A 22,939-nucleotide genomic window follows, 5' to 3' on the forward strand; every position below is an offset into this window, starting at 1 on the left:
GCCCTCCCCGAGCGGACCGCGACCGCCGCGAAGCGGCTGACGAAGGCCGCGGCACTGGCTCCTCGCGCAGGGCCTCGGGTCCGCCTTCTGCTGGCTCAACCTCGGGTTCTGCACCCCCATGTGCGCGGTGCTGTGTGCGGCCGCGCTCAGAATCGCCCGGCGAAAGGAGACCACCTTCAGAAGGGCACCGCTGTGCGGGAGGGCACCGCCCGTTGGGCGCGAGGGGGAACGCAGCCTGCGGCGACTGAGGGAGCTGCTGTGCACGGGGGAGCGACGGGTGGGATACGGGCACATCGGCCCGACCGTTGGCATGGGGGGCGGACACAGCTGGGGTGAGTCACCGCACAGGTGTGCGCGCACCTCCATTTCGGTAGCGCCCGCCTCGTCCGCCCCGCTGCCCGTGGTCCGTCGCTGGCCGGACGGCAGCGGCTCGGCGGGCTCGTACGATGGCGCCGTGGGGCAGGCCCGCTGCCCTTTCGGGGTGGGTGGAGCGGATGGCAGCCCGTCGGCGGCGCAGGCGCGACGACGTACCGGTGGAGTTGCAGCGGCTGGTGGGGGAGCTGCGGCAGTGCAAGGACCGGTGTGAGCTGAGCCTGACGTCGCTCGCCGCCAAGACCGGATTCAGCGTCAGCTCCTGGCAGCGCTACCTCGGCGGTCGCTCGCTGCCTCCCTGGGAAGCCGTGGACGCGTTGGGCCGGCTGGGCCAAGCGGAACGCGGCAGGTTACGGGTGGTCTGGGAAGCGGCTGCCGGCGTCTGGGCGGATGCCGACCGGCCCCGTACGGCACGGGAACGGGGCCCGTCGCCGGAGGCCGGAGTGGGGCAGGAGGCGACCGGACCGGCGGCGGAGGAGGCGACCGGACCGGCGGCGGAGGTGGCGACCGGCCCGGCGGGGCAGGAAGCGGCGCCGCATCCGACGGCGCGCTCACGCGTCCATCGGCATGCGGCGTCCGTGGTGTCCGTGGTGTCCGTGGCAGCCGGGGCGTGTGCGGTGGCGGCCGTTTTGGCATGGCATCACTGGGGCGGAGACCATGTGCCGGTTCCGCAGGGTGCCCCGGCCGGCGCACCGGCCTGGCCCTGGCCGCTGCACCCGACGGCGCCCCGGTCCGGTACGCCGTGCGGGCCGGTCGGCTGCCAGGGACTCGATCCGTTTCGGGAGGGGTGCGATCAGGATGCGGTCACGGTGCACCGTCTCCGGGCGCTCGGGCGGACCCTGACGCTGCGCTGGAGCCCGGCCTGTCACGCCGGCTGGGCTGAGGTCCAGCCGGCCGAGGGAACCTCGGGGCTGCTGGTCGCAGGGGACGACGGAGCCCGGCAGACGGCGCCCGCAGGTGCTGCGTGGACGGCGATGATCCCCGGCGGACCCGATGCGACGCGAGCCGCCGTGGTCGTGGCCCGCTACCAGCTGGGGGTGTCGGAGTCCGACAGCTGGGCCGACGCCGTCACCGGCGGCACTGGGCCAAGGTGACCTTGTCCAGGCGCAGTTCACGGAACCGCCCGACGTCCCAGACCTCGTAGACGCCGTCCCTGTTGCGGCGCAGCGGCAGATCGAAGCGGTCTCCGTGGTACACCGTCCAGGGCGGGACGACGGTGAGACGTCGGCTTGCCGCGCCGTACGTGGCCGGGCCGACGATGCCGTCCGCGGAGAGATGGTGGTTGCTCTGCCAGACGCGGGTCGCCGCCACCGTTGTGGCATCGTAGGAGCAACTGACGCCGGTACGTGGCTGGTAGCCGTCCGCCCACAAGATTCCCTGCCACAGCCCCACCAGATCACTGCGCGGAGTGTGCCCCTCCTCCAGACGCGGAGCTGCCTGCCAGTCGTCGGCCGGAGGTCCCTCCCCGTGCAGCCGGCTCCCGCCCGCCGACGGGTTTCCGCCGGCGCACACCGCCGCGAGCGCCACCGCGCACACGACCGCCCTGGCCGCCTCGACAAAGCCCATCCCTGAGTCTTAGCGGCCCGCGGCAGGTTGGCGCACGCCCCCGGCGGACCTCGTACGGCATTGACCGAATACCGACCGCGGACCGGGTGAAAATTACAGCGACGCCGCAGATGCCCGCCGCCGGGCGGTCTAATCTTCTGCCCAACGGCTGCTCCAGCAGCATATTCGCCTGTATGTACCGTGCCGCGTGCCGGACGGTGCGCAAGCCGCCGGGGGACATCGATGAGGGAATGGATTCCGTTACCTGACGCTCTGAGACCGGATGCCCGGCGTCTGGCCGCGGAGCTCAGGCGCCTCAAGGACCGCAGCGGCCTGAGCCTGACCGCCCTGGCCGGGCAGACCTCGTACAGCAAGTCCTCCTGGGAGCGCTACTTCAACGGCAAGGCGCTGCCGCCCCGGCAGGCCGTCCTGGCCCTGGGCGAACTCGTCGGAGCCGAGCCGGCACGGCTGACCGCCTTGTGGGAAGACGCCACGATCGCGTGGAAGGACCGCGGTGCCGCGGAACGGCCCGCCGCCGTCACGGCGCCGGCCGGCTCCGTGGTGGATGAACCCCGCAGCACACCGGCGCCGGCCGCGTCCCCGCCCCGGCCCGCGTCCCACCGTCCGGGACGGGTCGCGATCGCCGCGGCGTCACTGCTCGCCTGCGCGGGCGCAGGTGTGTTCATCGCCCTGGACCAAGGCTCAAGCCCCCAGGACCGTACGGGGCGGGAGATTGCGGCGAGTTCACCGACGCGGCAGCTGGAGACCAGCTGTTTCAGCGACAGCTGCACTGCGAAGGACCCCAAGCAGACCGGCTGCGCCGGTGACGCGTGGACTGCGGCCCTCACCAGGTTCCAGGGTGTGTACGTGGAGCTGCGGTACAGCGACGCCTGTAAAGCGGCGTGGGCCCGGATCAGCTGGGGACGCCCCGGCGACGCCGCCCAGGTCATCGCCGACCACGGCAGAACCTTGCAGGCGAAGGTCCACTACGACACCGACGTCTACACAGCGATGACGGTGGCGATGACTCCGTCCGCAGCCAGGGCCTGCATCACCCTGACCGCCGGCGGCCACGGCTGCACGCAGCCAGGTGGCAGCGAGCGGCTCACGGAACCCCCGAACCCCCCGACGACCCCGACGACCCCGTCACCGGGACGCGGTTGACAACCAGGCGCCGTCCGAGGGCACTTCCCCGGGAGAACGCCATTCGTGAGCCGTGCGTCCGACGGCGGCCCGACCCATTCCCGGGGCCGGGGCGCCGCCGCTGCGGTGCGATCAGCCGCGGACCGCCTTGAGCAGTACCTCGACGTCGTTCCCGGAGTGCCAGCCCGTCTCGTACTTGGGGCTGTGGTGGCGGGTGCTCGTCCAGGAGTAGTAGCGGTACCACGTCTGGTCGAGGCCGTTCCAGTGCGCGTACCCCGTGGCCACGTTCACCCGGGCGTACTTACCGTCCGTCTTGTTGTCCCAGATGTAGAGGGCAGCGCTGGTCTGCTGCTTTCCGCCGACCTTCCGGTCGCACTCCATGTACCGCACGCCGACGGAGTTGTGGTCCGCGGAGATGGACTTCCACTTGGAGCAGGTGACGGCGGCGGCAGCGGAGTGCGGCGAGGCGGTGACCGCTACGGCGGAGGTCGCGGCGATCCCGGTGACCGCGGCGATCGTCGCGCAGGAGACCGCGATGCGGATGCGTACGTTCATGATCGTTTCGGATTCCTTCGTCCTGGGTCCGGGGCAGCGAGTCCTTGCGTGCCGCCCTTTGCTCCTCCGACGGTGGCGGCCCCGCCCCTGAGGCCGCGAGGGGCAGCCGGGAAGTGACCGCCTCCCGGGAAGCATCAGATGCTGACCTGCGGGAACTCCATTCGCGAAGACAGCACGGAGGGACGGCTGGGACGGTGGGCGATCGAGCGGACCGGGCGGACACACGGCTGAGAGACACCTGAGCCCGATGTTCCTTGGCGGCGCGTGCCGAGGTGGACACGTCGGACGTGTGAGGGAGCGGCGGATCATGCTGCCCTACTCGGTGTGGCCGGCGTGGTCGGTACTGTCGAGGGTGGAGTACCGCGGGGCGGTGAACCGGGCCTCGATCCAGGTGTGGCGCTGACCGTCGTGATCGCACAGGGTGAAGATCCCGTGTGTCTGGGGCGAATACCGCGAGGTCGTTCCCTGACACTGTGCGACCTTCTAATCTCAGCTCATGGACTGGTTGATGGCCGCGTGGGTGGGGGTGGCTGGTGGCGCCACCATGGAGGCCGTCGACGTCATCAAGTCCGTCAAGTGGCACCGCAAGATGCCATGGAACGTGCAGCCGGACACGATCGAGCCTCCTCGGCGCCGGCCCGATGTGCGGCCCGGCGAGGAGCAGTTGCCCGCGCCCGGCTGGCCGGGTTATTGCGTTGCCGCAGCGCTGCGGTTGTTCGTGAGCGGGGCCCCGACGGGCGCCCTTGCCGCGACCTACCCGCACAGTGTGAATCCGCTCGTCGCCTACATGGTCGGCTTAGGGGCACTGTCAGCCGTTCAACAACTCGCCACGCTGGTGCCGCTAGCCGTCAAGAGCGCCGGCCGGGCCGCCTTGGGCGGTGTGGCTGAGGAGGCACAGCAGCAAGCCCTTCAGGGGCAAGCGCAGCAGGCATACGGTTACGGCCAGGCCAACGGTGTTCCTCTCCGGTCACAAGCAGCAGGTCCTCCGGCACACAGTCCGCAGCCGGACACAGGCATCACCGCGCCACAGGGATCCTCGGACGCAGGGGGGCAGGTATGACGCCGGCCGCTGAATCCTTCGCCGGCCGTGTCTTGGCCGTCATCTCGCGCCGGTCACCAGGCTTTCGGCCGCCCACCGTGTCCTCCAGGCAGGTCGACTCTCGGGCGCAGACTGTCATCTCGCCAACTCCTCCGCCCTCCAGCACTTCCGAACCGTCCGAAGGAACCCGAACCGGCACGAACCGCGCGGAGGCGGAGCCGAGTGGCGTCGCGAGTCCGAGCCGACCTCCCCTCGCGCGCCGCCTGCTGACTTCAGCCCTGGGCATCCGGGTGCACCCGGCGAAGGCGTCCGACGCCTCCGCGCGGAAGGAGTCGGCAGGGCAGACGGAAGCACAGCTGACCGAACGCACGAGCGGCCCCGCCGCGGCGCCGCACACACCGAGCGCGCGACCACGGACGCAAGAGGAGGGACGCCCCGGGCACAAAGGCGGCGGCGTGCCGCACCGCGAGCCGGGCGGGGATCGCCCGGAACACGGCTCGCGGTGGGAGGTCCCGGCCTCGCAGTACCTGCTGAGCGAGGACCGCCAGGAATACGAGCGGATCCTCGATGAGGCGCTGCGCTCCGCTCCATACCGCCCGGAACTCGCCGCTGTCGGCCAGCGGCTCAACGCCGAACAGCTGCGCACCATGGCGCTCAACGCCACCGCACTCATCACGGCGGCCGCCGCGACCGAGTACCAGCACTACGCCCATGTCCGCAGGGAACCGAGCCACCCGGGGCCGTCCGCCCCGTCGTCCACCGACGCGTCCGCCTCCGGGGAGCGCGGCACGGGCGCGATGGGGCTCGCCGCCACCCTGGACGAGGTCACCGAGACCGCCGGCGCCGGCGCCATTGCCGTCGTCGCGGTGCTCGCCCCCGTCCTCGCCGGAACAGCCGCGGCGATCTTCCTGCTCATGGGGTTCATCCTGAAGGTCCTCACCCCCCAGCCGGCCTTCGCCCAGACCCTCCTGACCATGGGGTGGATCTTCAGTGCGGTCACAGGCGCTGCCCTCCTGGTCGCCGGGGCCGGGCTTTTGCTGACCGCCCTGCGCAACGGCTCGTCCTCGCTCCAGGCCGGAGCGCCCGGCGAGCTCAACGCGGAGGTGGCCCGGGCCAGGGAAGCCTGGCGCGAGGCCCTGCTGGAACGCGGCATCATGCCGTTCCTCCGGGAGGCTCTCGCCGATCCGGCCACGGCACTGACCCGTCCGTCACCGATGTCGGCCACCGGCCGCATGCCGCACCTCGGCTACAACCGGCCCGGGTTCAGCAGCCCCGGCGACGGCACCACCCCGGGCTCGCGCCCGAGCTTCACCAGCCCGGACTTCACGAGCCCGGACTTCGGGGGGCCTGCCGAAAGCACCCCGTCCACGGGGCCCGAACAATCCGACTGACCAACGCCGGACTTGCGCGTCCGCAGTTTGCCGTGGACCCACAGAACGGCACCCTTGGCTACGGGGGCAGCGTCCAGGCCGGCCGGTGATCCGCCGGCAGCTCACCCGCGCGGTCCCCGGCCGGCGCCCCATGACAACGGACCGGGCGTGGGTTTTCGGCCATGTACGGGACGTCCGGTACGAGGGTCTCCTCGCGGACGCCTGAAGTTGTGCCCGAGTTGTACTCAATTCTAGGGATTGACCCTGTGCATGGTGGTGCGCTTGCCTCGAAGAGAGCCCTCGGCGCGGGGCCGGGGGAGATGCGTCAACGGGGAAACACAGGGGGACTCGTGTTCAGAACCATGCGTGGGGTGTCCGTCGCGATGCTCGCGGGGGCGATGGTCGCGCTGTCGGCGACGTCGGCCACGCCGGCGCCGAAGCCGGAGACCGAGCGGATCACACTGTCGGCGACGGGAGAGCAGGGCAACGACGACTCGTACGGACCGCAATTCAGTGCCGACGGCCGTTTCGCGGTCTTCACGGCGTACGCGTCCAACCTGGTGCCCGGCGACACCAACGGCTTCGGTGACGTGTTCGTGCGCGATCTGCGCAAGGGGACAGTGGAGCGGGTCAGCGTCAGTTCCGACAGCGCACAGGCCGACAGCGAGTCGTCCGCTCAGGCCGTCAGTGCCGATGGGCGGTACATACTGTTCCGCTCCAATGCCAGGAACCTTGTCCGCTGGGACAACCTGCCCACGAACGCCGCGGCGGACGACATCTACCTGCACGACCGACGCGCCGGCACCACGGAGCGGATCAGCGTCGCCCTCGACGGAGGTTCCGCCTTCGCGGCCGGCGCCACCATGTCGGCGGACGCCCGCTACATCGCCTTCAACGCCAAGGCCGACCGGATGGAGACCGACCCCGGCGACCTCTTCGGAGTCGTGTACGTCCTCGACCGCCGCACCGGCGTCGTGGAGCGGATCACCAACCGGAACCGCCCGGACAACCCCGCGATCCTGCAGGGTCTGAGCGCCGACGGCCGCTACGTGGCGTACACGCAGCTGGTGCCGCGCAGCTCATACGGTCGCACATGGGTGCACGACCGTCGCACCGGCACCGAGAAACAGGTCAACGTCAAACCGGACGGCACCCCGGCACAGCGGTACGCGATGCCCGCCTCGTTGTCCGCGGACGGCCGGACCATCGCGTTCGACTACTGGGGCGATGAGGAGTTGGTCCCGGGTGAAACCCCCAGTGCCGGCTCCACCGTCTACGTCCGCGACCTGCGCGAGGACGTCACCCGGCGCGTGAACGCCGGTCCCGCCGACGAGAACCGGGTGCGCGAGCCCCAGCTCAGCCCGGACGGCCGGTACCTGGCCTATCAGGCGGATCCCCGTCTGGCGGACGGGCGGCTCGGGCCGGCCAACGTCTACCTCCGCGACCTGCGCACCGGCACCACTCGTCTGGTCAGCAAGTCCGTCACCGGTGACCCCGTCACGGACATCTCCGTGGCGGTGTACTCGGTGAGCGCGGGGGCCCGGCGCATCGGCCTCGGCAGCGAATCGGCCCAGCTCGTCCCGGACGACACCAACGGTCACTACGACGGCTTCATGCGTCGCCTCCGCTGAACTCCCCTGTCTTTCACGGAACTTGCGGGGAGCAGCAAGGAACTCGCACGGAACAACAGGGGGCCTTCCATGCATTTCGCACGCCGCACCACTCTGGGCGCCGCCGTGGTGGCCGCGCTCGCCGGCACCGCGTTGCCGGCCGCCGCCCAGCACTCCTCGCCCGGCCCCGCCCGGGCCAGCGTGGCCACCGACGGGCGACAGGCCGACGGCGCCTCCGCCGAACCCGCGCTCAGCGCGAACGGTCGCTACGTCGCCTTCGTCTCGACCGCCGCCAACCTCGTCCGGGGGGACACGAACGGCGTCGCCGACGTCTTCGTGCACGACCTGCGCACCGGCCGCACCCAGCGCGTCGCCGAGGGCCCGGCGACGGGCGTGGCGCTCAGCGGCGACGGCCGTCACGTGGTCCTCGCCACCACGGCCGCGCTCACCGAGGACGACGACAACGGCCTCGACGACATCTACCTCTACGACCGCCGCACCCACCGGACCGAGCGCATCAGCCACGGTCACCAGGACGCCCCGCCCCGCAGCGAGCTGAACTCCGCACCCGCCATCAGCGCGAACGGCCGGATAGTCGCGTACACCACCGCGACCCCGGACGCCGCGCCCGGCGACACCAACGGCCGGGACGACGTGATCGTCCACGACCGGCGCACGGGGAAGAACGAACTGGTCCAGTACCGCACCGACGGCACCCTCGGCGAAGGCGACGCCCTCTTCGCGTCGCTCAGCGCCGACGGTCGCTATGTCGCCTTCGAGACGGCGGATCAGCTGGACTCGAACCACGACTGGACGCACGCCAGGAACGTCTATGTCCGCGACCGGCTGAAGGGCACGACGGAGCAGATCAGCCGGCCCACCCGCTTCGTCTACAAGGAGAGCTCGTTCGACTCGTCGATCAGCGCGAACGGCCGGATGTTCGCCTTCTCCTCCAACGTCGCCTCCCTGGTGCCCGACGACACCAACAAGGTCACCGACGTGTTCGCCTTCGACCGGAAGACGCGGACGACCGTGCGCGTCAGCACCGCGGCCGACGGCACCCAGGCCGACGGGGTGAGCTCCGCCGCGAGCCTGAGCGGGGACGGCCGTCGCGTCGCCTTCGTCTCGGCGGCCACCAACCTCGTCAGCGGCGACACCAACGGCGTCGCCGACGTCTTCGTCAAGGACCTGAGGACCGGAGCCGTCGAGCGGGTGAGCGTGGCGGCCGACGGCACCGAGTCGGACCGGCCCGCAGTGGGTTCCACGTCGCTGAGCGACCACCGGATCGCCTTCTCCTCAGCGGCGACGAACCTCGTCCGCGGCGACACCAACGACTCCGTCGATGTCTTTGTGGGGCCGAGATCATGAGACAGAGTCAGACCGGCCCATGAGTGAGTCAGGCCTGAGGCCCCGTCAGTCCCGGCACCCGACGAGCGGAAGCCCTACAGGCGTCGTTGGTGACCCGAACTGCGCCAGGGCAGTATCGAAGGCCAGTTCGGGAAGAGCATCCGTCGCCAAGCAGCCGGGAGTCCGTCCGCGCTCGCAAGGACAGCCGCTACGCCAATGGCGCAGCAGCTCGGCACGGAGCAAACGATGCCAAGCCAGGTCATACGGAGACTGTCCGCCCACGTCGCGAGGAACAGTCCGCCAAGCCCGAGAAAAAAGAAGACCAGGCTCGCGACAGAGCGAAGCATCCACGCACGCATTCGAGCATCCTCCCACGAGTCGATATTCCAACCCCCTGGTGAGGGTGGCGGGTTGGCGGCGGAGGCCAGCCGGCCAGTGGGACGAGAGCGGACGGGGACTGGTGGTGCGCAACGGCTTTCATCAGCCGGGGAAGGTCACCGTCGCGGTCGGCACCGTGGAGAAGACGCAGGGACCTCAGGCATCCGTGCGCCGTATGTGCAGGTGGCCATCGCGAGGGAAGGTGGGGGGCGCCGCGGGCAGGACGCTGTCGAAGTCGTACCGGCTCTTCTGCGCGACCCGGCACGATGCCAGGTTGTCCACCCGGTGCAGGAGTTCGAGACGCTCCAGCCCGTCGGCTTCGAAGGTGCCGAAGGCCCAGCTGGTGAGCGCCTCCAGAGCGCGGGGTGCCACTCCCCGCCCGCGAGCGTGCGCCGCGGTCCAGTAGCCCACCTCGGCCGCCGGTTTGCCGGAGGCGACTTCCTTGAGGACGACGTTGCCCAGCAACTGTTCGCGCACGGGACCGGACTGTGCTTCAAGGACGGCGAAACTGAACCGGTCTTCCGCTGTCCAGCTCCGCTGCTGGGCCTGCACCCACCGCGCCCCGTCAGCATCGCTGTCCACGACATGGCTCGTCCATCGGCGCATTCCGGGATCCCGGTACGCCTCGACCAAAGCGGGAACGTCCTCCATGCACCAGGGGCGAAGAACGAGAGCGGGAGAGACCGGCGTCGCGGCCACCTTGAGTACGACGGGGGCAGTCACCAACTGATCATAAGCGGCCCGGCGTTCTCACCTCACGCCACCCGTGTCCGGCCCATGTCGCCTTGCGACCGTTCTGCCATCGCCGTGCTTTCGAGACCCACACCCCAGCTCCCCGGACACCGGTTCGCGAGGGCCGTCACGCCCCGTTGGAAGGCCGCCAGTGCCTCGCCCGGGCCCGTTGTCAGTGGCGGCACGTATGGTCCGATCATGAGTATTGCCGCCGTTGAGGACTCGTGGGGCCGTATCGACGCGTGGCTGCTGCGGCACGCGCCCGTCAGCCACGCCCTGCTGCGCCCGCCGGCGCCGCCGTCGGCCATCAGGGCCGCCGAGCGCGCGCTCGGGGTCCGCTTCCACTCCGACCTGGTGGCCTCGCTGAGCTGCCACGACGGTGTGGAACTCCAGCCGGGGGCACCCGTGTTGGCGTACTACGGTCCGCCGTCCTGCGTCGCGGACATCGGCAAGAGCACCTCGTTCCTGCGCGGCATCGGCGCGGACGTCCAGGACGACGACGAACTCGACGGGGACGACGACGAACTCGCCACGTACTGGCATCACGACTGGCTGCTCATCACCCTTGGCATCGGCTGGCAGTCCTCCGACGGCCTGTTCCTCTCCTGCCACCCCGGCCGCAACTGGGGCCGCCTCGGCCGCTACTTCGACGAGGACACTCCCTCCTTCACGGGATGGGCGTCCCTGCGCCACGCACTGGCCGACCTCGCGGACGCCCTGGAAAGGGGCCGCCCGTTCAACGGCCGGACACCGCTGGCGTACGAGGGTGCCCTGCTGTGGGAGCACGAGACGACCGCCGTCCCCGACCCGGTCTCCCCGCTCGCGCTGGCCGCCGAGACTGCCGAACCGGAGCCGGAGCCGCCGGCTCCCTCGGAGCCGCCCTTCGTTCCGGTAGGCCGGCCGAACGGCGCGTACCTGGTCATGGTCCGGCACAGGACCGCTCCACCGCCCCCGCCGACCCAGCCCGACGTCGTCTTCGCGGAGCACCTCACCCCGGCCGAACTGCTGCGCAGGCTGGGCGCGATCCCCGACACCATCGACCCACGCACGCGTGCCCGGGCCCAGAAGGCGGCGGACTCGCCGTGGGCGGCGCACCGTCCGATGGTCCGCGCGGGCAGCGCCGGCGGATGGGCCTACGCGACCCAGGAGGGTGGCGCCGCCCAGTTCACCCGCCCGGAGGTGCTGCGCAGGGTGTCCGCGGACACGCGCGCGGTCGCCCTGACCAGACGGGGGCCGGAGGTCCAGGTCACCGTCGCGGAGGACGGCGTACCGGGGCCGGAGGACGTGCGTCATGTCCTGTCACCGCGTGAGGGCGGCGGTGACTTCTGGCCCGGGTCGACGGCGGCGTACGCCCGCTTCCTGGCCGAACTGGAGGGGGAGTTCGGTATCACCTACCGGCCGGACGACGACACCGGCGCGGAGCTGACCAGCGCTCTCCTCCTGCCCGTGCTGGAGGACGTCGACCGGGCCGCGAACCGGTACGTCGGCGAGGTCCGGAACTTCGACCTGGCCGCACTGATCGAAAGGACACCGCCGGCCCGGCTGCGTACGGCGATGGCCGCTCAGTTGGGGCGACTGGCGGCGGAGACCCGGTTCGACATGTACGACGAGGTGAGCGACGCGCTGGCCCGCACCGCCCGCGGCGAGGCGGTCGACCTCACCCCGGACAGCCCCCTGGACGCGCGTATCCGCACACTCACCGCCGAGGCGTGGGCGGCCCGGCAGATGGTGAGCGGGCAGCGCGCCTGGCGCGACGACAACGGCCCCGTGACGCAGCCCGATTTCAGCGCGTGGGCCCTGCGCGTGGAGGCGGCCCGCGCACTGCGCGAGTTCGTCCATGCGGGGGCGCCGGCGGCTGCCGCGACGATCCTGAGTCGGCGGATGTCCGCGCACTGGAGGACGGAGTTGGCGGCGGACCTGGAGGGGTGAGAGGACAGGGGCCCTGTATCGAGAGATGCCGTTGAGGTTCGCCGGCCTTTTGAAGGGACGGACCTGCTGCTGCCCCGCAAGGTTGCCGCCCGCGTCGGCCGGGGTGGACCCGACGCGCGGGAACGCTGTGGCCAGCTGTGGGAGCGGCCACAGCCGGCGGCGCCACAGTGAACCGGAGGGTGACGTGTGCGTGACCGCCGACCACTTCGGGCGTTGGGCCGGGCATGAAGATCACTCGCTCCGGCCTCATCCTTGCAGCGTCGCTCTCCGTCGCTTCCCTTGCAGCCGCAGTGCCGGCCAGCGCGGCGACGCGCGGAGTCGATTCCCACTGCGGCAGGTACATCTGCGTCATGACTGCACATCAGAACAAGTTCGTCCAGGACATCACCGTCTACACCAAGGACGGCCTGCCTGGGATTCTGCGTGCCTACTGGGGCGAATTCCGCTCCCCTCGAGTCAGCGCCGCATCCCACAAGTGGACGGTGGGCTACGAGCAGTCCAACCGTCTCGTCTGCGGCGGCCTGGAGCGCGACGGCCGCACCATCGAGGACAACATCTGCGTCACCCTCTGAACGGCTGCGCGTGACGTCTCACGTCAAGTGATGGGCGAGGCCCGGCCGTCAGGGGTCTCCCCGCTCTGAAAGCCGTTCGGATCGGCGTCACGGTGAGGGCGATCCGAACGGCTCTCTTACAGCCAGGCGGCCGTGCCGTGGACGTGCTGTGGCCGCTCCGCGCCCGGGTCAGCCGAAGTGCAGGACCCGCGAGTTCGATCCAGCGACGTACGGTTGCCAGTCGGTCAGGCTCTCCCCATCGGGGGAGCCGGTGGTCACGAATGAAGCCAGTGCACCCGCGAAGGACCGCCAGAGCGCCTCGGTCTCAACACCGATGCGGCCGAGCATGGGGCTGTCCGGGTAGCTGTCGAACGTGCCGAAGAGGAAGGGGAGTTCCCCGCAGTGGGTGGCACCCAGGTCGGCCACGTCGGGCTCGGGACGAAAGTCCCACTGGTAGACGTACACGTTGTTGCCGTCGGCGGCGTGGCGCGCGGCGACCTCGGTCACGCCCCCATGGAAGACCGCCTCGGTCTCCACGTCCGTCACGACCTGTGCGGGAGTTGCTCCGGGACGCTGTGCCTCGTGCCGCTCGTAGAGTGCCCGGGCGTCACCACCGTGCAGGCTGACAAGCAAGTTCAGTGCTTCCTCAGGCGTGAAGGCCTGAATCCGCTCGTTGAACCCGAAGAAGGCGGTCATCTCGTCCCGCGTCGATCCGATGAGCAGGTCCTTGCCGGCCAGGGCGCCTGCCTCGAGTGCCTGCCTCCACGCGTAAGGGATGCCCGATCCGCCGAGCACCGGGTACATCGGCGGCGCGACGCGGCCGAACTCGGCCTTGTCCACCATGAGCTTCGCGTAGGCGGCCAGCAGTTCCTCGACACGCACCTCGCGCAGCGCCCGGGCGAGGTCAGCCGTGTCTTCAAGACCCAAGATGCGCAGGTAGGCCTCGGTGTTCTCGGCCGCCAGCTCGGGGTCCTGCGGTTCAAGGCCCCACGGACCACTCTCGGCGATCACCCGGCGGATCATCTTGCCGGTCCCCGGGTCGACCGCGAGCTGAAAGGCGGAGAAGGCACCGGCCGACTGGCCGCCGACCGTCACGGTCCCGGGGTCGCCGCCGAAGGCCGCGATGTTGTCCCTCACCCAGCGCAGCACCGCGCCCTGGTCCTGGACGCCAAGGTTGTCGGCACCGATCTCCGGCAGCCGGAGGTTGCCGAGCGGACCGACCCGGTAGTTGGCGGTGACCACCACCATGTTGCCCAGCGCGGCCAGTCGGGCCCCGTCGTACCAGTCCCAGCCGCCCGAACCACTGCTGAATCCGCCGCCGTGAAACCAGACCAGGACCGGTAGGCAAGCGTTGCTGCCCAGCGCGTGCTGCGGACTCCAGACATTCACTGTGAGCGAACCGTCTTCATCCCCGTTCTGTTTCCGGTTGCCCATGACCAGCTCGAGCCTGGACGGCCCCTGGGGCACGGCCGGGCCCGCCCGCACGGCTTCCCGCGCTTCACTCCACGCGGGGTGCGGCCGCGGCGGCGCAAAGCGCAGCTTCCCGACGGGAGAGGCGGCGTAGGGGATACCGCGGAAGGATGCCACCGCGCCCTCGATGACACCGTGCACTCTGCCCTTGTCCGTGGCCACGATCGGTCGGTTCCGCTGCGTCATCGCTCCTACCTCTCATCCTGCGACGTGCTCTGCAACCGTTGTACGGTGAGATAGCAACAAGCAGCCAGAAATGGCACATGCGGACACGGAAACAGGACAGTAGGCGAGTCCAAAGTGCAGAAAGACCGCCATTCTCTCGACGAAACGGACCGGAAGATCGCCGCGGTCCTGATGTCCTCGCCGCGAGCGTCCTGGCGTGCGGTGGGCGAAGCCCTCGGCATCTCCGAACGCACCGTCGTGCGCCGCGCCGCCCCGCTGTACCACGACGGCACACTGCGTGCCACGGCCGTACGCAATCCGGCCTGCTTCCCCGACATGGTGCCGATGGCGCTGCGCATCCGCTGCCGCCCCCACCGCATCGCCGCTGTGGCCACGACTCTGGCACGCCGCCCCGACACGCTCTGGGTGGACGTGCTGGGCGGCGGAGACGAAATCTGCACCGTCCTCTTCCTCGACGGGGCCGCCGCACGCAACGCCCTCCTGCTGCGTGACCTGCCCGCAACAGCCGCTGTTCAGAGCTGGACCTCACATGCGCTGCTGCGCGTCTTCCCGGCCGGGTTCGCCTGGAACGCCGGCCTGCTGCCGAAGGAATTCGTGAGCCTCATGGACGACGCGCAGCCGCTCGCCCTTGCTCCCGAGCCGCTGCCCATCGATCGTCCGCTCATCGACGGGTTGATCGAGGACGGGCGCGCCACGTACACCGAACTGGCGCACCGGACGGGCACCACGGCCCTTACCGCCCGCCGCCGGCTGGACACACTGACAGGTGGCCAAGTCCTCAGGCTCGCAACCGAGATCGACCTTGCCCTGCTCGGCGTTCACGCGGAAGCACTGCTGTGGATCACCGTCGCGCCCGGCGGCCTCGAACAGGCCGGACAGGAACTTGGCCGTCACCCCCAGGTCCGCTTCACCGCCGCCACCACCGGGTCCAGCAACCTCCTGGTGGCCGCCGCCGCAGCCGACCTCGACGCTCTCTACACCTTCCTCACCGATTCGATCGGCGCTCTCGAGCACATCACCGGCATCGAGGTCACCCCCATCCTGACCACCGTCAAGCGGACCGGACTGGTCCGCCCGGGCAGTATCTGAATCCGTGAACCAGGTAATCCGACGATACCGGCGGGGGCCGCACGCACACCCTCGGATCGGGGTACCGGGCGCGGCGACGCCGAAACAGGGTGGAGCCCGATCGAGATCGGTGATCGAGTCGTCGAGCCAGATGAACGGGCGTCCGGCCACAGCTTGGACGAGGGCTTGGGTCTTCCAGTGTGGAATGAGAGGACGAGAAGACGTGGATGTGTATGAAGCCGTGGACAGTCGCAGGGCCGTGCGGGCGTTCAGTGACGAGCCGATACCCAAAGAGGTACTCGAACGTGTGCTGGCTGCGGCAACGCGGGCGCCGTCGAGTGGGAACCTCCAGCCGTGGCATGTGTACGTCGTCACCGGCGAGCCCTTGGCCGAACTGAAGAAACGCGCGACGGCCAGGGCACTGGCGGGAGACCCGGGTGATGAGCGGGAGTATCCGATGTACCCGGCCGAGCTGACCTCACCGTATCTGGACCGCTTTTCCGCCGCGGCTGCCCAGCGGTACGAGGCGCTGGGAATCAAGCGCGATGACCTCGACAGGCCCAAGAGGATCGCCGCCTTGAACTCGGAGGCGTTCGGGGCGCCGGTCGTGCTGTTCTGCTACCTCGACCGGACGATGGGGCCAGGGCAGTGGGGGGACGCGGGGATGTATTTGCAGACGGTCATGCTGTTGCTGAGGGCGGAAGGGTTGCACAGCTGCCCCCAGGTGATGTGGACGATGTTTCGCAAGACCGTCAGCCAGATGGTCGGAGCCGATGACGGGCTCATGCTGTTCTGTGGTGTCGCTGTGGGATTCGAGAAGAAAGGCGTGCCACGGCTGCGTACTGGGCGAGCGGACATGACAGAAACGGTGAGATTCATCGGAGTATGACCCGCTGACCAGTGAGTCTCGTCGGCGGCCTCGACCAGCGCGTTGACCAGCATGATGGCCAGGACGTACTTCACCCGGTAGCCCCGCCGTCGCGGCCTCGGTGCCCAGCGCGATCAGCAGGTGAGACTTCCCGGTGCCAGAGTCTCCTGTGAGGCGGAGCGGCAGGCCCGGTCGTCGCATTCGGCGAGCAGAAGTTCCGCCAGGAAGCCGCGGTAGATCGTCTGGCCCTTGGCCGCTTCGGTGGCGATGCCGGCGAACCGGCCCCGGATCGGGGGCAGTCGCAGGGCCATGCTGGATGCTTCGATGGCCACGTCGGCGGCCTGCTCGGTCAGGCCACGGTGGCGATTGACGGGTACGGCTCTTCTCCCTCGGGGCTGGCCCGGCCGCCCGGTCGGCGTCGTCGTGGTAACGGGTCGTAGACGGCCACCGAGGGCAGCGGCCGGGTGTCCGGCGGCAGGTGTGCCGGCCTCCGCTCGGTCAGGGACGCGACACTCGGCTGCCGGAACGGGTCCGGCTCGAAAGGCCCGGTGTGAACTTCCCCGCCGAGCGGGCCTGTTCCAGCGCGGTCGACCCGGGCAGAGCTTCTGGTTCGCGGACCAGCGCCTCGAGACAGTGGTCCGGCACCAGACGCGAGTCGGCTTTGGTCATCAGCCGTTCGTGCCGGGCGATTTCGACGCGGTCGTCATGGACCACCAGCTCAGAGGCGTGCGGCATCACCCATACCCGCCTTCCGATCAGCCGTATCGGCACGGAGCAGTGGTTGGTGCGGACGCTGATCTGGCTGTAGCGGCCCACCCGCGGTGCGCACAGCCGGCCGTCTCGAACGGTCGTGTCGGCAGCGGCCTCAGCAACGACTGTTCCCCGGCGAATTCTATCGCGTCCGCGTTCAGGCACGCGGACGCGATGAAGGCGATGCACACGAAGGCGACACCCCTGCGGAAGAGCACTTTCTGAGCGTCTGGCCTGCACCGCCGCAACCCGACACTGTCCACCACGCGAACGACACCTTCGCCCGCACGCACTACGACCCCACCCGGCCTCCCGGCCAACCCATTCACCCCTGAGCACGTTCACCTGTGCGCCGGGGAGCAGCCAAAGGTGTACGCCGACACTTCTGAATCTATGACGGCGTGTGACCGCCGTGAGCTTCGGCGGGGTCCGACGAAAACGAGCTGCGGCCCACCGGGCGAGAGACCACCATGACATGGCTCAGACCGTGTCCTTCATGGCTGTTGGCCGTTTTGAGGTGAGAGAGCAGACCCGCCGCGAACGCTGGGGTGCACATGACGTCCACTTCCCCTGACCGGGAGCCGATTCGCGTCGGTGTCGTAGGTCTGAGCGCGAGCGGCGGATGGGCGGCCACCGCCCATGTGCCGGCGCTGGCCGGGCTCGACGGATACGAGTTGCGGGCGCTGAGCGCCAGCAGCGCCGAATCCGCGCGCGCGGCCGGCGAGAAGTATGCGGTGCCGCTCGTCTTCGCCAGTGCAGAGGAGCTGGCCCGCAGTGAGGAAGTCGATCTCGTGGTGGTGACGGTGAAGGTTCCGCATCACCTGGAGCTCATCCGACCCGCGCTGGAAGCGGGGAAGATGGTGTTCAGCGAGTGGCCGCTCGGTGCCGACCTCGCGCAGGCCGAGGAACTGGCCGATCTCGCGCATCGCAGGGGTGTGCTTACGGCTGTCGGGCTGCAGGCCCGGTCGGCTCCGCCGCTTCGGTATCTGCGGGACCTGGTCGCTGAGGGGTACGTAGGGCGGGTGCTGTCGACCAGCATGCTCGGATCGGGCTGGATCGGGGGCGCCACTTACGACGACAACTATGCGTACGTGCTGGACATCGCGAGCGGCGCCACGCTGCTGGCGATCCCCTTCGGGCACTCGGTCGACGCGCTGACCATGGTGCTCGGGGAGTTCCGCGAGGTGTCGGCTCTCATCGAGAACCTGCGCCCGGAGGTCACGAACATCACGAGCGGGGAGGTCGCGGCCAAGAGCGCAGAGGACCAGATCGCCGTCACCGGTGTGCTGGAGTCGGGGGCCGTGGCTGCGATGCACTTCCGCGGTGGGACGTCCCGCGCCACCGCGTTTCATTGGGAGATCAACGGCACGGAGGGTGATCTCGTCGTCAAGGCCGACCGGGCTCAGTGGTGGTATGGGGGGACACAGCTGTACGGCGCCCGGGGAGAAGAAGGCGCGTTGACCGAACTTCCGGTTCCCGCCCGCTATCAGCGCTCGCTGACGCGATGGACCGAGCGATCCGCCGACCCCGCCTGCGGCGTCGCCCATGAGTACGCGCTTCTGCGCGACCAGATCACCGGGAGCCTTGCCCCCGACACGCGCGGCGTTCCCGACTTCCGGCACGCCGTGCGGCTGCACGGCCTGCTGGATCGGATCCGAGAGGCGGCACACGTCGGCCGGAAGGTCACCCTCACAGAGCAAGGCTCGTAGGCCCCGGAGTGAACAACGCCTCGCGCTGCGGCCGCCGGTTGGGGCGGGCGTCCACGCGGCGCGGACACAACTCGCTCGGGGGGCGACGAAGACGGTCAGGTCGTAGAACCCGGCCAGCTCCGGCCGGGCGGTCAGCACTCCTTCGACGGTCACCACACACAGGCATCACGCTGCGCGGCTCGCCCACTCGAAGAGCGTTCGACGAGCCTGGCCAAGCCCCAGCCCCGGATCAGCGGGAAGCCGACACCCATGAGGGAGTCGAGGTCGCCTTGCGTGAGCTTTTGATCCACGGGATCGACGCCCGTGGCGATCACGCGCACGAGGGCCGCGCCCGGAGTCATCTCGGGCTCCGGGCGGTCCGCCGACTCCAGGTCCTCGGCCGTGCCGCAGCGGTTCGTGACACCAGCGCGATGGGGCGATGCCCGCGGATGATCGAACTCCTGGACCGCGGTCGCGTTCCCCGGCCGGGCGGCGGGCACCTGGCACGAGGCCGGATCACGTACAACCTGCGTGAGGCTCACCGCCGCCCTCAGCCCGGCGGGTCGTCCCCGACAATCCCGTCCACCGACTCCCGGATGACGTCGGCATGGCCCACGTGCCGTCCTCGACCACGGCCAGGTGCTTGAGCAGGCCGCTCCGAGTGACCGAGGAGTCGGAGGGGTCACCTTCAGGTAGGACATGGACCTGTCGGACAGGCTCTAGGCGGTGCTGCTCGTACGCAGGACTGTGGCGCGGAACGACGTCACCAGGGGCCGCAGGTCGACTCGGTGCCATGCGGCCCACAGCTGGATACATGTGTCGTGCCAGGGAAGCTCGCGCACCGCGACATCCTCGGTGGTGGCGCGCACCATGCTCTTTTGCACGAGTGCGAGTCCGAGCCCGGAGGCGACCAGGCCGAGCGCGGTCAGTGGTTCGGCGGCGTCGAGGCGGATGTCGGGCGTGAAGCCGGCTGCCGTGCAGGCGGCGACGAACGTGTCCCGCCAGGCGGGGTCCTGGGCATTCTCGACTGCGATCCACGGCTGACCATCGAGGTCCCCGGGATTCACCTTTTCCTGGCCGGCGAGTGGATGCCCGGCGGGCAGGGCGAGGAGCAGCGGGTCCTCGAGCAGCAGCGCGGCCAGTAGGTCAGGGTCATCCGCGGTCGGAGGTTCATGGACGAGCGCGATGTCGAGGCTGCGCTGCCGCAGACCTTCGAACTGCTCGGTGGGCGGAAGGTTGTACAGAGCGATGTGGATGCCGGGGCGTTCGTTGTGCAGAGCGCGTAGTGCGCCGGGCAGGATACCGGTGTGCATGGCGTCTGCGACGTAGCCGATGCACAGGCCGCCCTCTTCGCCACGGCCCAGCCGACGACCCAGGTTCTCCAGACGATCCGCATGCCGCAGCAGCGCGCGGGCTTCGGCCAGGAACACCTGGCCGTCCCGGGTGAGCCGGATGCGTTGCTGGCCGCGTTCGAACAAGGCAAGGCCCAGATTCTGCTCGAGTTGCGCGATCTGCCGGCTGAGCGGTGACTGGGACATGTGCAGCCGCTCGGCGGCCTGGCCGACGTGTTCGGTCTCGGCGACGGCGACGAAGTAGCGGAGTTGCCGCAGGTCAAGCATGTTAGACCTCTAGGGACTCAAGTGTGTCCAAGTAAGTCTTGGACAGTCTCAAGTCTAGATCCTAGCCTCGAACGTGTCAGACCGACGGACCGCGCGAACGGCGCATAAGGCACATCCGTCGCAACTCGCACAGCAAGGATCCGCATCATGTCCATCACGTCCTTCCTGCCCGGCCGCCTGGGCTTCGGCACCGCACCGCTGGGCAACATGTTCCGGGCCATACCCGACGAGGAGGCCGCGGCCACCGTGGACGCTGCCTGGGACAACGGCATCCGCTACTTCGACACCGCGCCCTTCTACGGAGCCGGCCTGTCGGAGATCCGGCTCGGTGAGGCCCTGGCCGACCGCCCCCGCGACGAGTTCGTTCTGAGTACGAAGGTCGGCCGCGTCATCCTCGACGAGATCGAGGACCCCTCCGCCCGCGACCTGGGCGAGAAGGGCGGACTGTTCGAACACGGACGCCCCAACAAGATGGTCAACGACTACTCGGCCGACGCCACGCTGCGCTCCATCGAGGACAGCCTCAAGCGACTGAAGACAGACCGCCTCGACATCGTGTGGGTGCACGACGTCGCGCAGGACTTCTACGGCGACGAGTGGCTCGCCGCATACGAGACCGCCCGTACCGGCGCATTCCGGGTGCTGCAGAAGCTGCGCGACGAAGGTGTCATCAGGGCCTGGGGCCTTGGGGTCAACCGGGTCGAGCCCCTGGAGCTGACGCTGGACCTCGACGAGCCGAAGCCGGACGCGTTCCTCCTCGCCGGCCGCTACACGCTTCTCGACCACGAGCGCGCCCTGCAGCGGCTGCTGCCGGCCGCGCAGGCGCAGGACGTCGACGTCGTCGTCGGCGGACCGTACAGCTCCGGCATTCTGGCCGGCGGGCAGCACTTCGAGTACCAGAAGGCCCCCGCCTCGGTCATCACCAAGGTCGAGCGCATCAAGGCACTCGCAGGGCAGCGCGGCGTCGGCATCAAGGCGGCGGCGCTGCAGTTCTCCCTTGCTCACCCCGCGGTTGCCGCGGCCATCCCCGGCGCCTCCCGGCCGAGCCGGATCGTGGAGGACGCCGCCGCACTCGGGGAGAGGGTCCCGGCGGCCTTCTGGACGGCTCTGCGCGCGGAGGGGCTGATCGCTCAGGACGCGCCCGTACCCGGCGCCTGACCTCCATCGCACCTGTTCAGGAGACGACTATGGCAACTACGACCGCAACCATCGACATCCCCGTGTCCGCCGCGCGGGTCTGGCAGCTCATCGGCGGCTTCGACTCCCTGCCTGACTGGCTGTCCTACATTCCCACGAGCAAGCTCAGCGAGGGCGGCCGCGTCCGCAGCCTCACGAACGAGGACGGCGGCGTCATCGTCGAACGCCTCGAAGCGTTCGACAACCAGGCGCGCACGTACAGCTACTCCATTCTCCAGGCCCCGTTCCCTGTCACCGGCTACCGCTCCACCCTCGCCGTGCACGAAGTGTCCGGCGGGCAGAGCCGTGTGGAGTGGTCCGGCACCTTCACACCGGCAGGGACAAGCGACGAAGAAGCGATCACCCTGTTCCACGGCATCTACACCGAGGGTCTGGCCGCACTGAAGAAGACACTCGACGCGTGAACACTGACACGGGTTGTTCGGTGGCTCCGTCCGGCGTCGCATGGTGCCCGATGGGCGTCAACTGACCCCACGGGGCGGGACCTTGCAGGTTCCGTCCCGCTGCCCGTCATCCCAGCCCAGCCCCAGCCGGCCGGACTCCTGGAAGGCGAAGCAACATGAGCGGACCTGCCAAGGTCTACCTGCGCGCATACAACGGCTCACACACTGAGCCGAGTTGTCGGTGGTGCACGTCGATCCGGCACACATCTCGCGCACCTGCGCTGACCGAAATGCGGCATCACCCCCAGTGATGGGCTGGGCCTTCAGCTTGGTTGCGAAGCCGAGCTCGCGCGTCAGGCGGTGAAGCCGCCGTCGACATGGATCGAGGCTCCGGTGATGTACGCGCCGTCCGCACTTGCCAGATGGGCGACTGTGGCCGCGATCTCGGCGGCTTCCGCGTAGCGGCCGATGGCGGTGAAGCCGGCGATCGTCTCGGCGTTCGGCCCGTCGGCGGGGTTGGCGTCCGTGTCGGTGGGGCCGGGGTGCACCAGATTGACGGTGATTCCACGTGGGCCGAGTTCTCGGGCCAGGCCTTTCGTCATCCCGACCAGAGCCGTCTTGCTCATCGAGTACAGCGCCAGTCCGGGGAAGACGGCACGCTCGGCCACGTTGCTGCCGATGCTGATGATGCGGCCGCCCTGGTCCATATGACGCACTGCCGCCTGGGACGCCGCGAACGGCGCCCGGACGTTCACCGCCAGAGTGCGATCGATCTCTGCCGACCCCAGGTCTTCAAGTGGGCCAACGAGGAAGACACCGGCGTTATTGACCAGGATGTCGAGTCTGCCGAACATCGCGGCGGCCTCGTCCACCGCGGCGGTGAGTGCCTCAGGAGCCGCGCTGTCGGCTTGGATGGCAAGGGCCCGGCGCCCTCGGGCCTTGATCTGCTCCACGACCTCGCCGGCGCGCTCCGCGCTGTTCTCATAGGTCAGGACGAGGTCGGCGCCTTCTTCGGCCAGTCGTAACGCCACAGCGGCACCGATACCCCGGCTTCCGCCCGTGATCAAGGCCACGTTTCCTTCAAGTCGGTTCATGACGTTGAGCATTGCCGACGCCAGTGCCGGAAGCTGGCGGGAATC

General features: G+C 69.7%; 21 protein-coding genes and 1 pseudogene. 13 read left to right on the forward strand and 9 right to left on the reverse strand.

All coding sequences use genetic code 11. From position 1 onward, the window contains the following. Positions 1–494: 494 nt before the first annotated feature. Complete coding sequence (locus ACIQTP_RS36250; RefSeq protein WP_403407977.1) at positions 495–1,466, forward strand: helix-turn-helix domain-containing protein; 972 nt, start codon at positions 495–497, stop codon at positions 1,464–1,466. Here ACIQTP_RS36250 and ACIQTP_RS36255 read toward each other — a convergent pair. Further along, on the reverse strand, positions 1,441–1,938 hold the full coding sequence (locus ACIQTP_RS36255; protein ID WP_403407979.1) for a peptidoglycan-binding protein: 498 nt from the start codon (positions 1,936–1,938) through the stop codon (positions 1,441–1,443). The genes ACIQTP_RS36250 and ACIQTP_RS36255 overlap by 26 nt on opposite strands. Positions 1,939–2,160: 222 nt before the next feature. On the opposite strand from ACIQTP_RS36255, the gene ACIQTP_RS36260 reads away from it, so the two are divergent. Then, the gene (locus tag ACIQTP_RS36260) at positions 2,161–3,081 is read left to right on the forward strand and encodes a helix-turn-helix domain-containing protein (protein ID WP_403407981.1); all 921 of its coding nucleotides are present in this window, start codon (positions 2,161–2,163) and stop codon (positions 3,079–3,081) included. 111 nt (positions 3,082–3,192) lie between these two features. On the opposite strand, the gene ACIQTP_RS36265 is transcribed toward ACIQTP_RS36260, so the two are convergent. Continuing rightward, the gene (locus ACIQTP_RS36265) at positions 3,193–3,615 is read right to left on the reverse strand and encodes a hypothetical protein (RefSeq protein ID WP_402032813.1); all 423 of its coding nucleotides are present in this window, start codon (positions 3,613–3,615) and stop codon (positions 3,193–3,195) included. A gap of 496 nt (positions 3,616–4,111) precedes the next feature. On the opposite strand from ACIQTP_RS36265, the gene ACIQTP_RS36270 reads away from it, so the two are divergent. The 4 genes from ACIQTP_RS36270 (at position 4,112) to ACIQTP_RS36285 (ending at position 9,002) form a co-directional block, all read left to right on the forward strand. Then, on the forward strand, positions 4,112–4,675 hold the full coding sequence (locus ACIQTP_RS36270) for a hypothetical protein (RefSeq protein WP_403407983.1): 564 nt from the start codon (positions 4,112–4,114) through the stop codon (positions 4,673–4,675). Between the two features lie 506 nt (positions 4,676–5,181). Beyond that, the gene (locus ACIQTP_RS36275; RefSeq protein ID WP_403408063.1) at positions 5,182–6,045 is read left to right on the forward strand and encodes a hypothetical protein; all 864 of its coding nucleotides are present in this window, start codon (positions 5,182–5,184) and stop codon (positions 6,043–6,045) included. Positions 6,046–6,395: 350 nt separating this feature from the next. Beyond that, positions 6,396–7,655, forward strand: coding sequence for a TolB family protein (locus ACIQTP_RS36280; protein ID WP_403407985.1), 1,260 nt, complete (start codon positions 6,396–6,398; stop codon positions 7,653–7,655). A gap of 69 nt (positions 7,656–7,724) precedes the next feature. Then, the gene (locus ACIQTP_RS36285; RefSeq protein ID WP_403407987.1) at positions 7,725–9,002 is read left to right on the forward strand and encodes a TolB family protein; all 1,278 of its coding nucleotides are present in this window, start codon (positions 7,725–7,727) and stop codon (positions 9,000–9,002) included. Between the two features lie 513 nt (positions 9,003–9,515). Here the strand turns inward: ACIQTP_RS36285 and ACIQTP_RS36290 are convergent. Continuing rightward, positions 9,516–10,010: a GNAT family N-acetyltransferase gene (locus tag ACIQTP_RS36290; RefSeq protein ID WP_403408064.1), complete on the reverse strand. Its 495-nt coding sequence runs from the start codon at positions 10,008–10,010 to the stop codon at positions 9,516–9,518. A gap of 279 nt (positions 10,011–10,289) precedes the next feature. On the opposite strand from ACIQTP_RS36290, the gene ACIQTP_RS36295 reads away from it, so the two are divergent. Together ACIQTP_RS36295 and ACIQTP_RS36300 are read left to right on the forward strand one after the other, a co-directional pair. Then, entirely contained in the window at positions 10,290–12,020 is a 1,731-nt protein-coding gene (locus ACIQTP_RS36295) for a hypothetical protein (protein WP_403407989.1), read from the forward strand. Between the two features lie 350 nt (positions 12,021–12,370). Next, the gene (locus tag ACIQTP_RS36300; RefSeq protein WP_403407991.1) at positions 12,371–12,592 is read left to right on the forward strand and encodes a hypothetical protein; all 222 of its coding nucleotides are present in this window, start codon (positions 12,371–12,373) and stop codon (positions 12,590–12,592) included. Positions 12,593–12,760: 168 nt separating this feature from the next. Here the strand turns inward: ACIQTP_RS36300 and ACIQTP_RS36305 are convergent, their stop codons facing one another. Then, complete coding sequence (locus tag ACIQTP_RS36305) at positions 12,761–14,227, reverse strand: carboxylesterase/lipase family protein (RefSeq protein WP_403407993.1); 1,467 nt, start codon at positions 14,225–14,227, stop codon at positions 12,761–12,763. Positions 14,228–14,341: 114 nt separating this feature from the next. Here ACIQTP_RS36305 and ACIQTP_RS36310 point away from each other — a divergent pair, with 114 nt between their 5' ends. After that, the gene (locus tag ACIQTP_RS36310; protein ID WP_403407995.1) at positions 14,342–15,316 is read left to right on the forward strand and encodes an Lrp/AsnC family transcriptional regulator; all 975 of its coding nucleotides are present in this window, start codon (positions 14,342–14,344) and stop codon (positions 15,314–15,316) included. A 202-nt stretch (positions 15,317–15,518) separates the two neighbouring features. Continuing rightward, on the forward strand, positions 15,519–16,184 hold the full coding sequence (locus ACIQTP_RS36315) for a nitroreductase (protein WP_403407996.1): 666 nt from the start codon (positions 15,519–15,521) through the stop codon (positions 16,182–16,184). Between the two features lie 17 nt (positions 16,185–16,201). Here ACIQTP_RS36315 and ACIQTP_RS36320 read toward each other — a convergent pair. Together ACIQTP_RS36320 and ACIQTP_RS36325 are read right to left on the reverse strand one after the other, a co-directional pair. Further along, positions 16,202–16,516 (reverse strand): annotated as a pseudogene (locus ACIQTP_RS36320) (ATP-binding protein); the annotation flags it as partial. Positions 16,517–16,661: 145 nt separating this feature from the next. Then, positions 16,662–17,078, reverse strand: coding sequence for a Mu transposase domain-containing protein (locus ACIQTP_RS36325; RefSeq protein WP_403407998.1), 417 nt, complete (start codon positions 17,076–17,078; stop codon positions 16,662–16,664). Between the two features lie 389 nt (positions 17,079–17,467). Between ACIQTP_RS36325 and ACIQTP_RS36330 the strand changes: the two genes are divergently transcribed. Then, a complete protein-coding gene (locus tag ACIQTP_RS36330) occupies positions 17,468–18,622 on the forward strand; it encodes a Gfo/Idh/MocA family protein (protein WP_403408000.1) in 1,155 nt (384 codons plus the stop codon). Positions 18,623–18,771: 149 nt separating this feature from the next. Here the strand turns inward: ACIQTP_RS36330 and ACIQTP_RS36335 are convergent, their stop codons facing one another. Together ACIQTP_RS36335 and ACIQTP_RS36340 are read right to left on the reverse strand one after the other, a co-directional pair. After that, positions 18,772–19,143 (reverse strand): hypothetical protein, encoded by a 372-nt coding sequence (locus ACIQTP_RS36335; RefSeq protein ID WP_403408002.1) that lies wholly within the window; start codon positions 19,141–19,143, stop codon positions 18,772–18,774. 177 nt (positions 19,144–19,320) lie between these two features. Beyond that, positions 19,321–20,220, reverse strand: a complete 900-nt coding sequence (locus ACIQTP_RS36340) for a LysR substrate-binding domain-containing protein (protein WP_403408004.1) — start codon at positions 20,218–20,220, stop codon at positions 19,321–19,323. A gap of 147 nt (positions 20,221–20,367) precedes the next feature. Here ACIQTP_RS36340 and ACIQTP_RS36345 point away from each other — a divergent pair, with 147 nt between their 5' ends. Beyond that, a complete protein-coding gene (locus ACIQTP_RS36345; protein ID WP_403408006.1) occupies positions 20,368–21,378 on the forward strand; it encodes an aldo/keto reductase in 1,011 nt (336 codons plus the stop codon). Between the two features lie 29 nt (positions 21,379–21,407). Further along, entirely contained in the window at positions 21,408–21,821 is a 414-nt protein-coding gene (locus ACIQTP_RS36350; protein WP_403408008.1) for an SRPBCC family protein, read from the forward strand. A 332-nt stretch (positions 21,822–22,153) separates the two neighbouring features. Here the strand turns inward: ACIQTP_RS36350 and ACIQTP_RS36355 are convergent, their stop codons facing one another. Further along, positions 22,154–22,894, reverse strand: a complete 741-nt coding sequence (locus ACIQTP_RS36355) for an SDR family NAD(P)-dependent oxidoreductase (protein ID WP_403408066.1) — start codon at positions 22,892–22,894, stop codon at positions 22,154–22,156. Between the last annotated feature and the right edge of the window lie 45 nt (positions 22,895–22,939).

Source organism: Streptomyces sp. NPDC090798 (assembly GCF_044768965.1).
Taxonomy (GTDB): Bacteria; Actinomycetota; Actinomycetes; order Streptomycetales; family Streptomycetaceae; genus Streptomyces.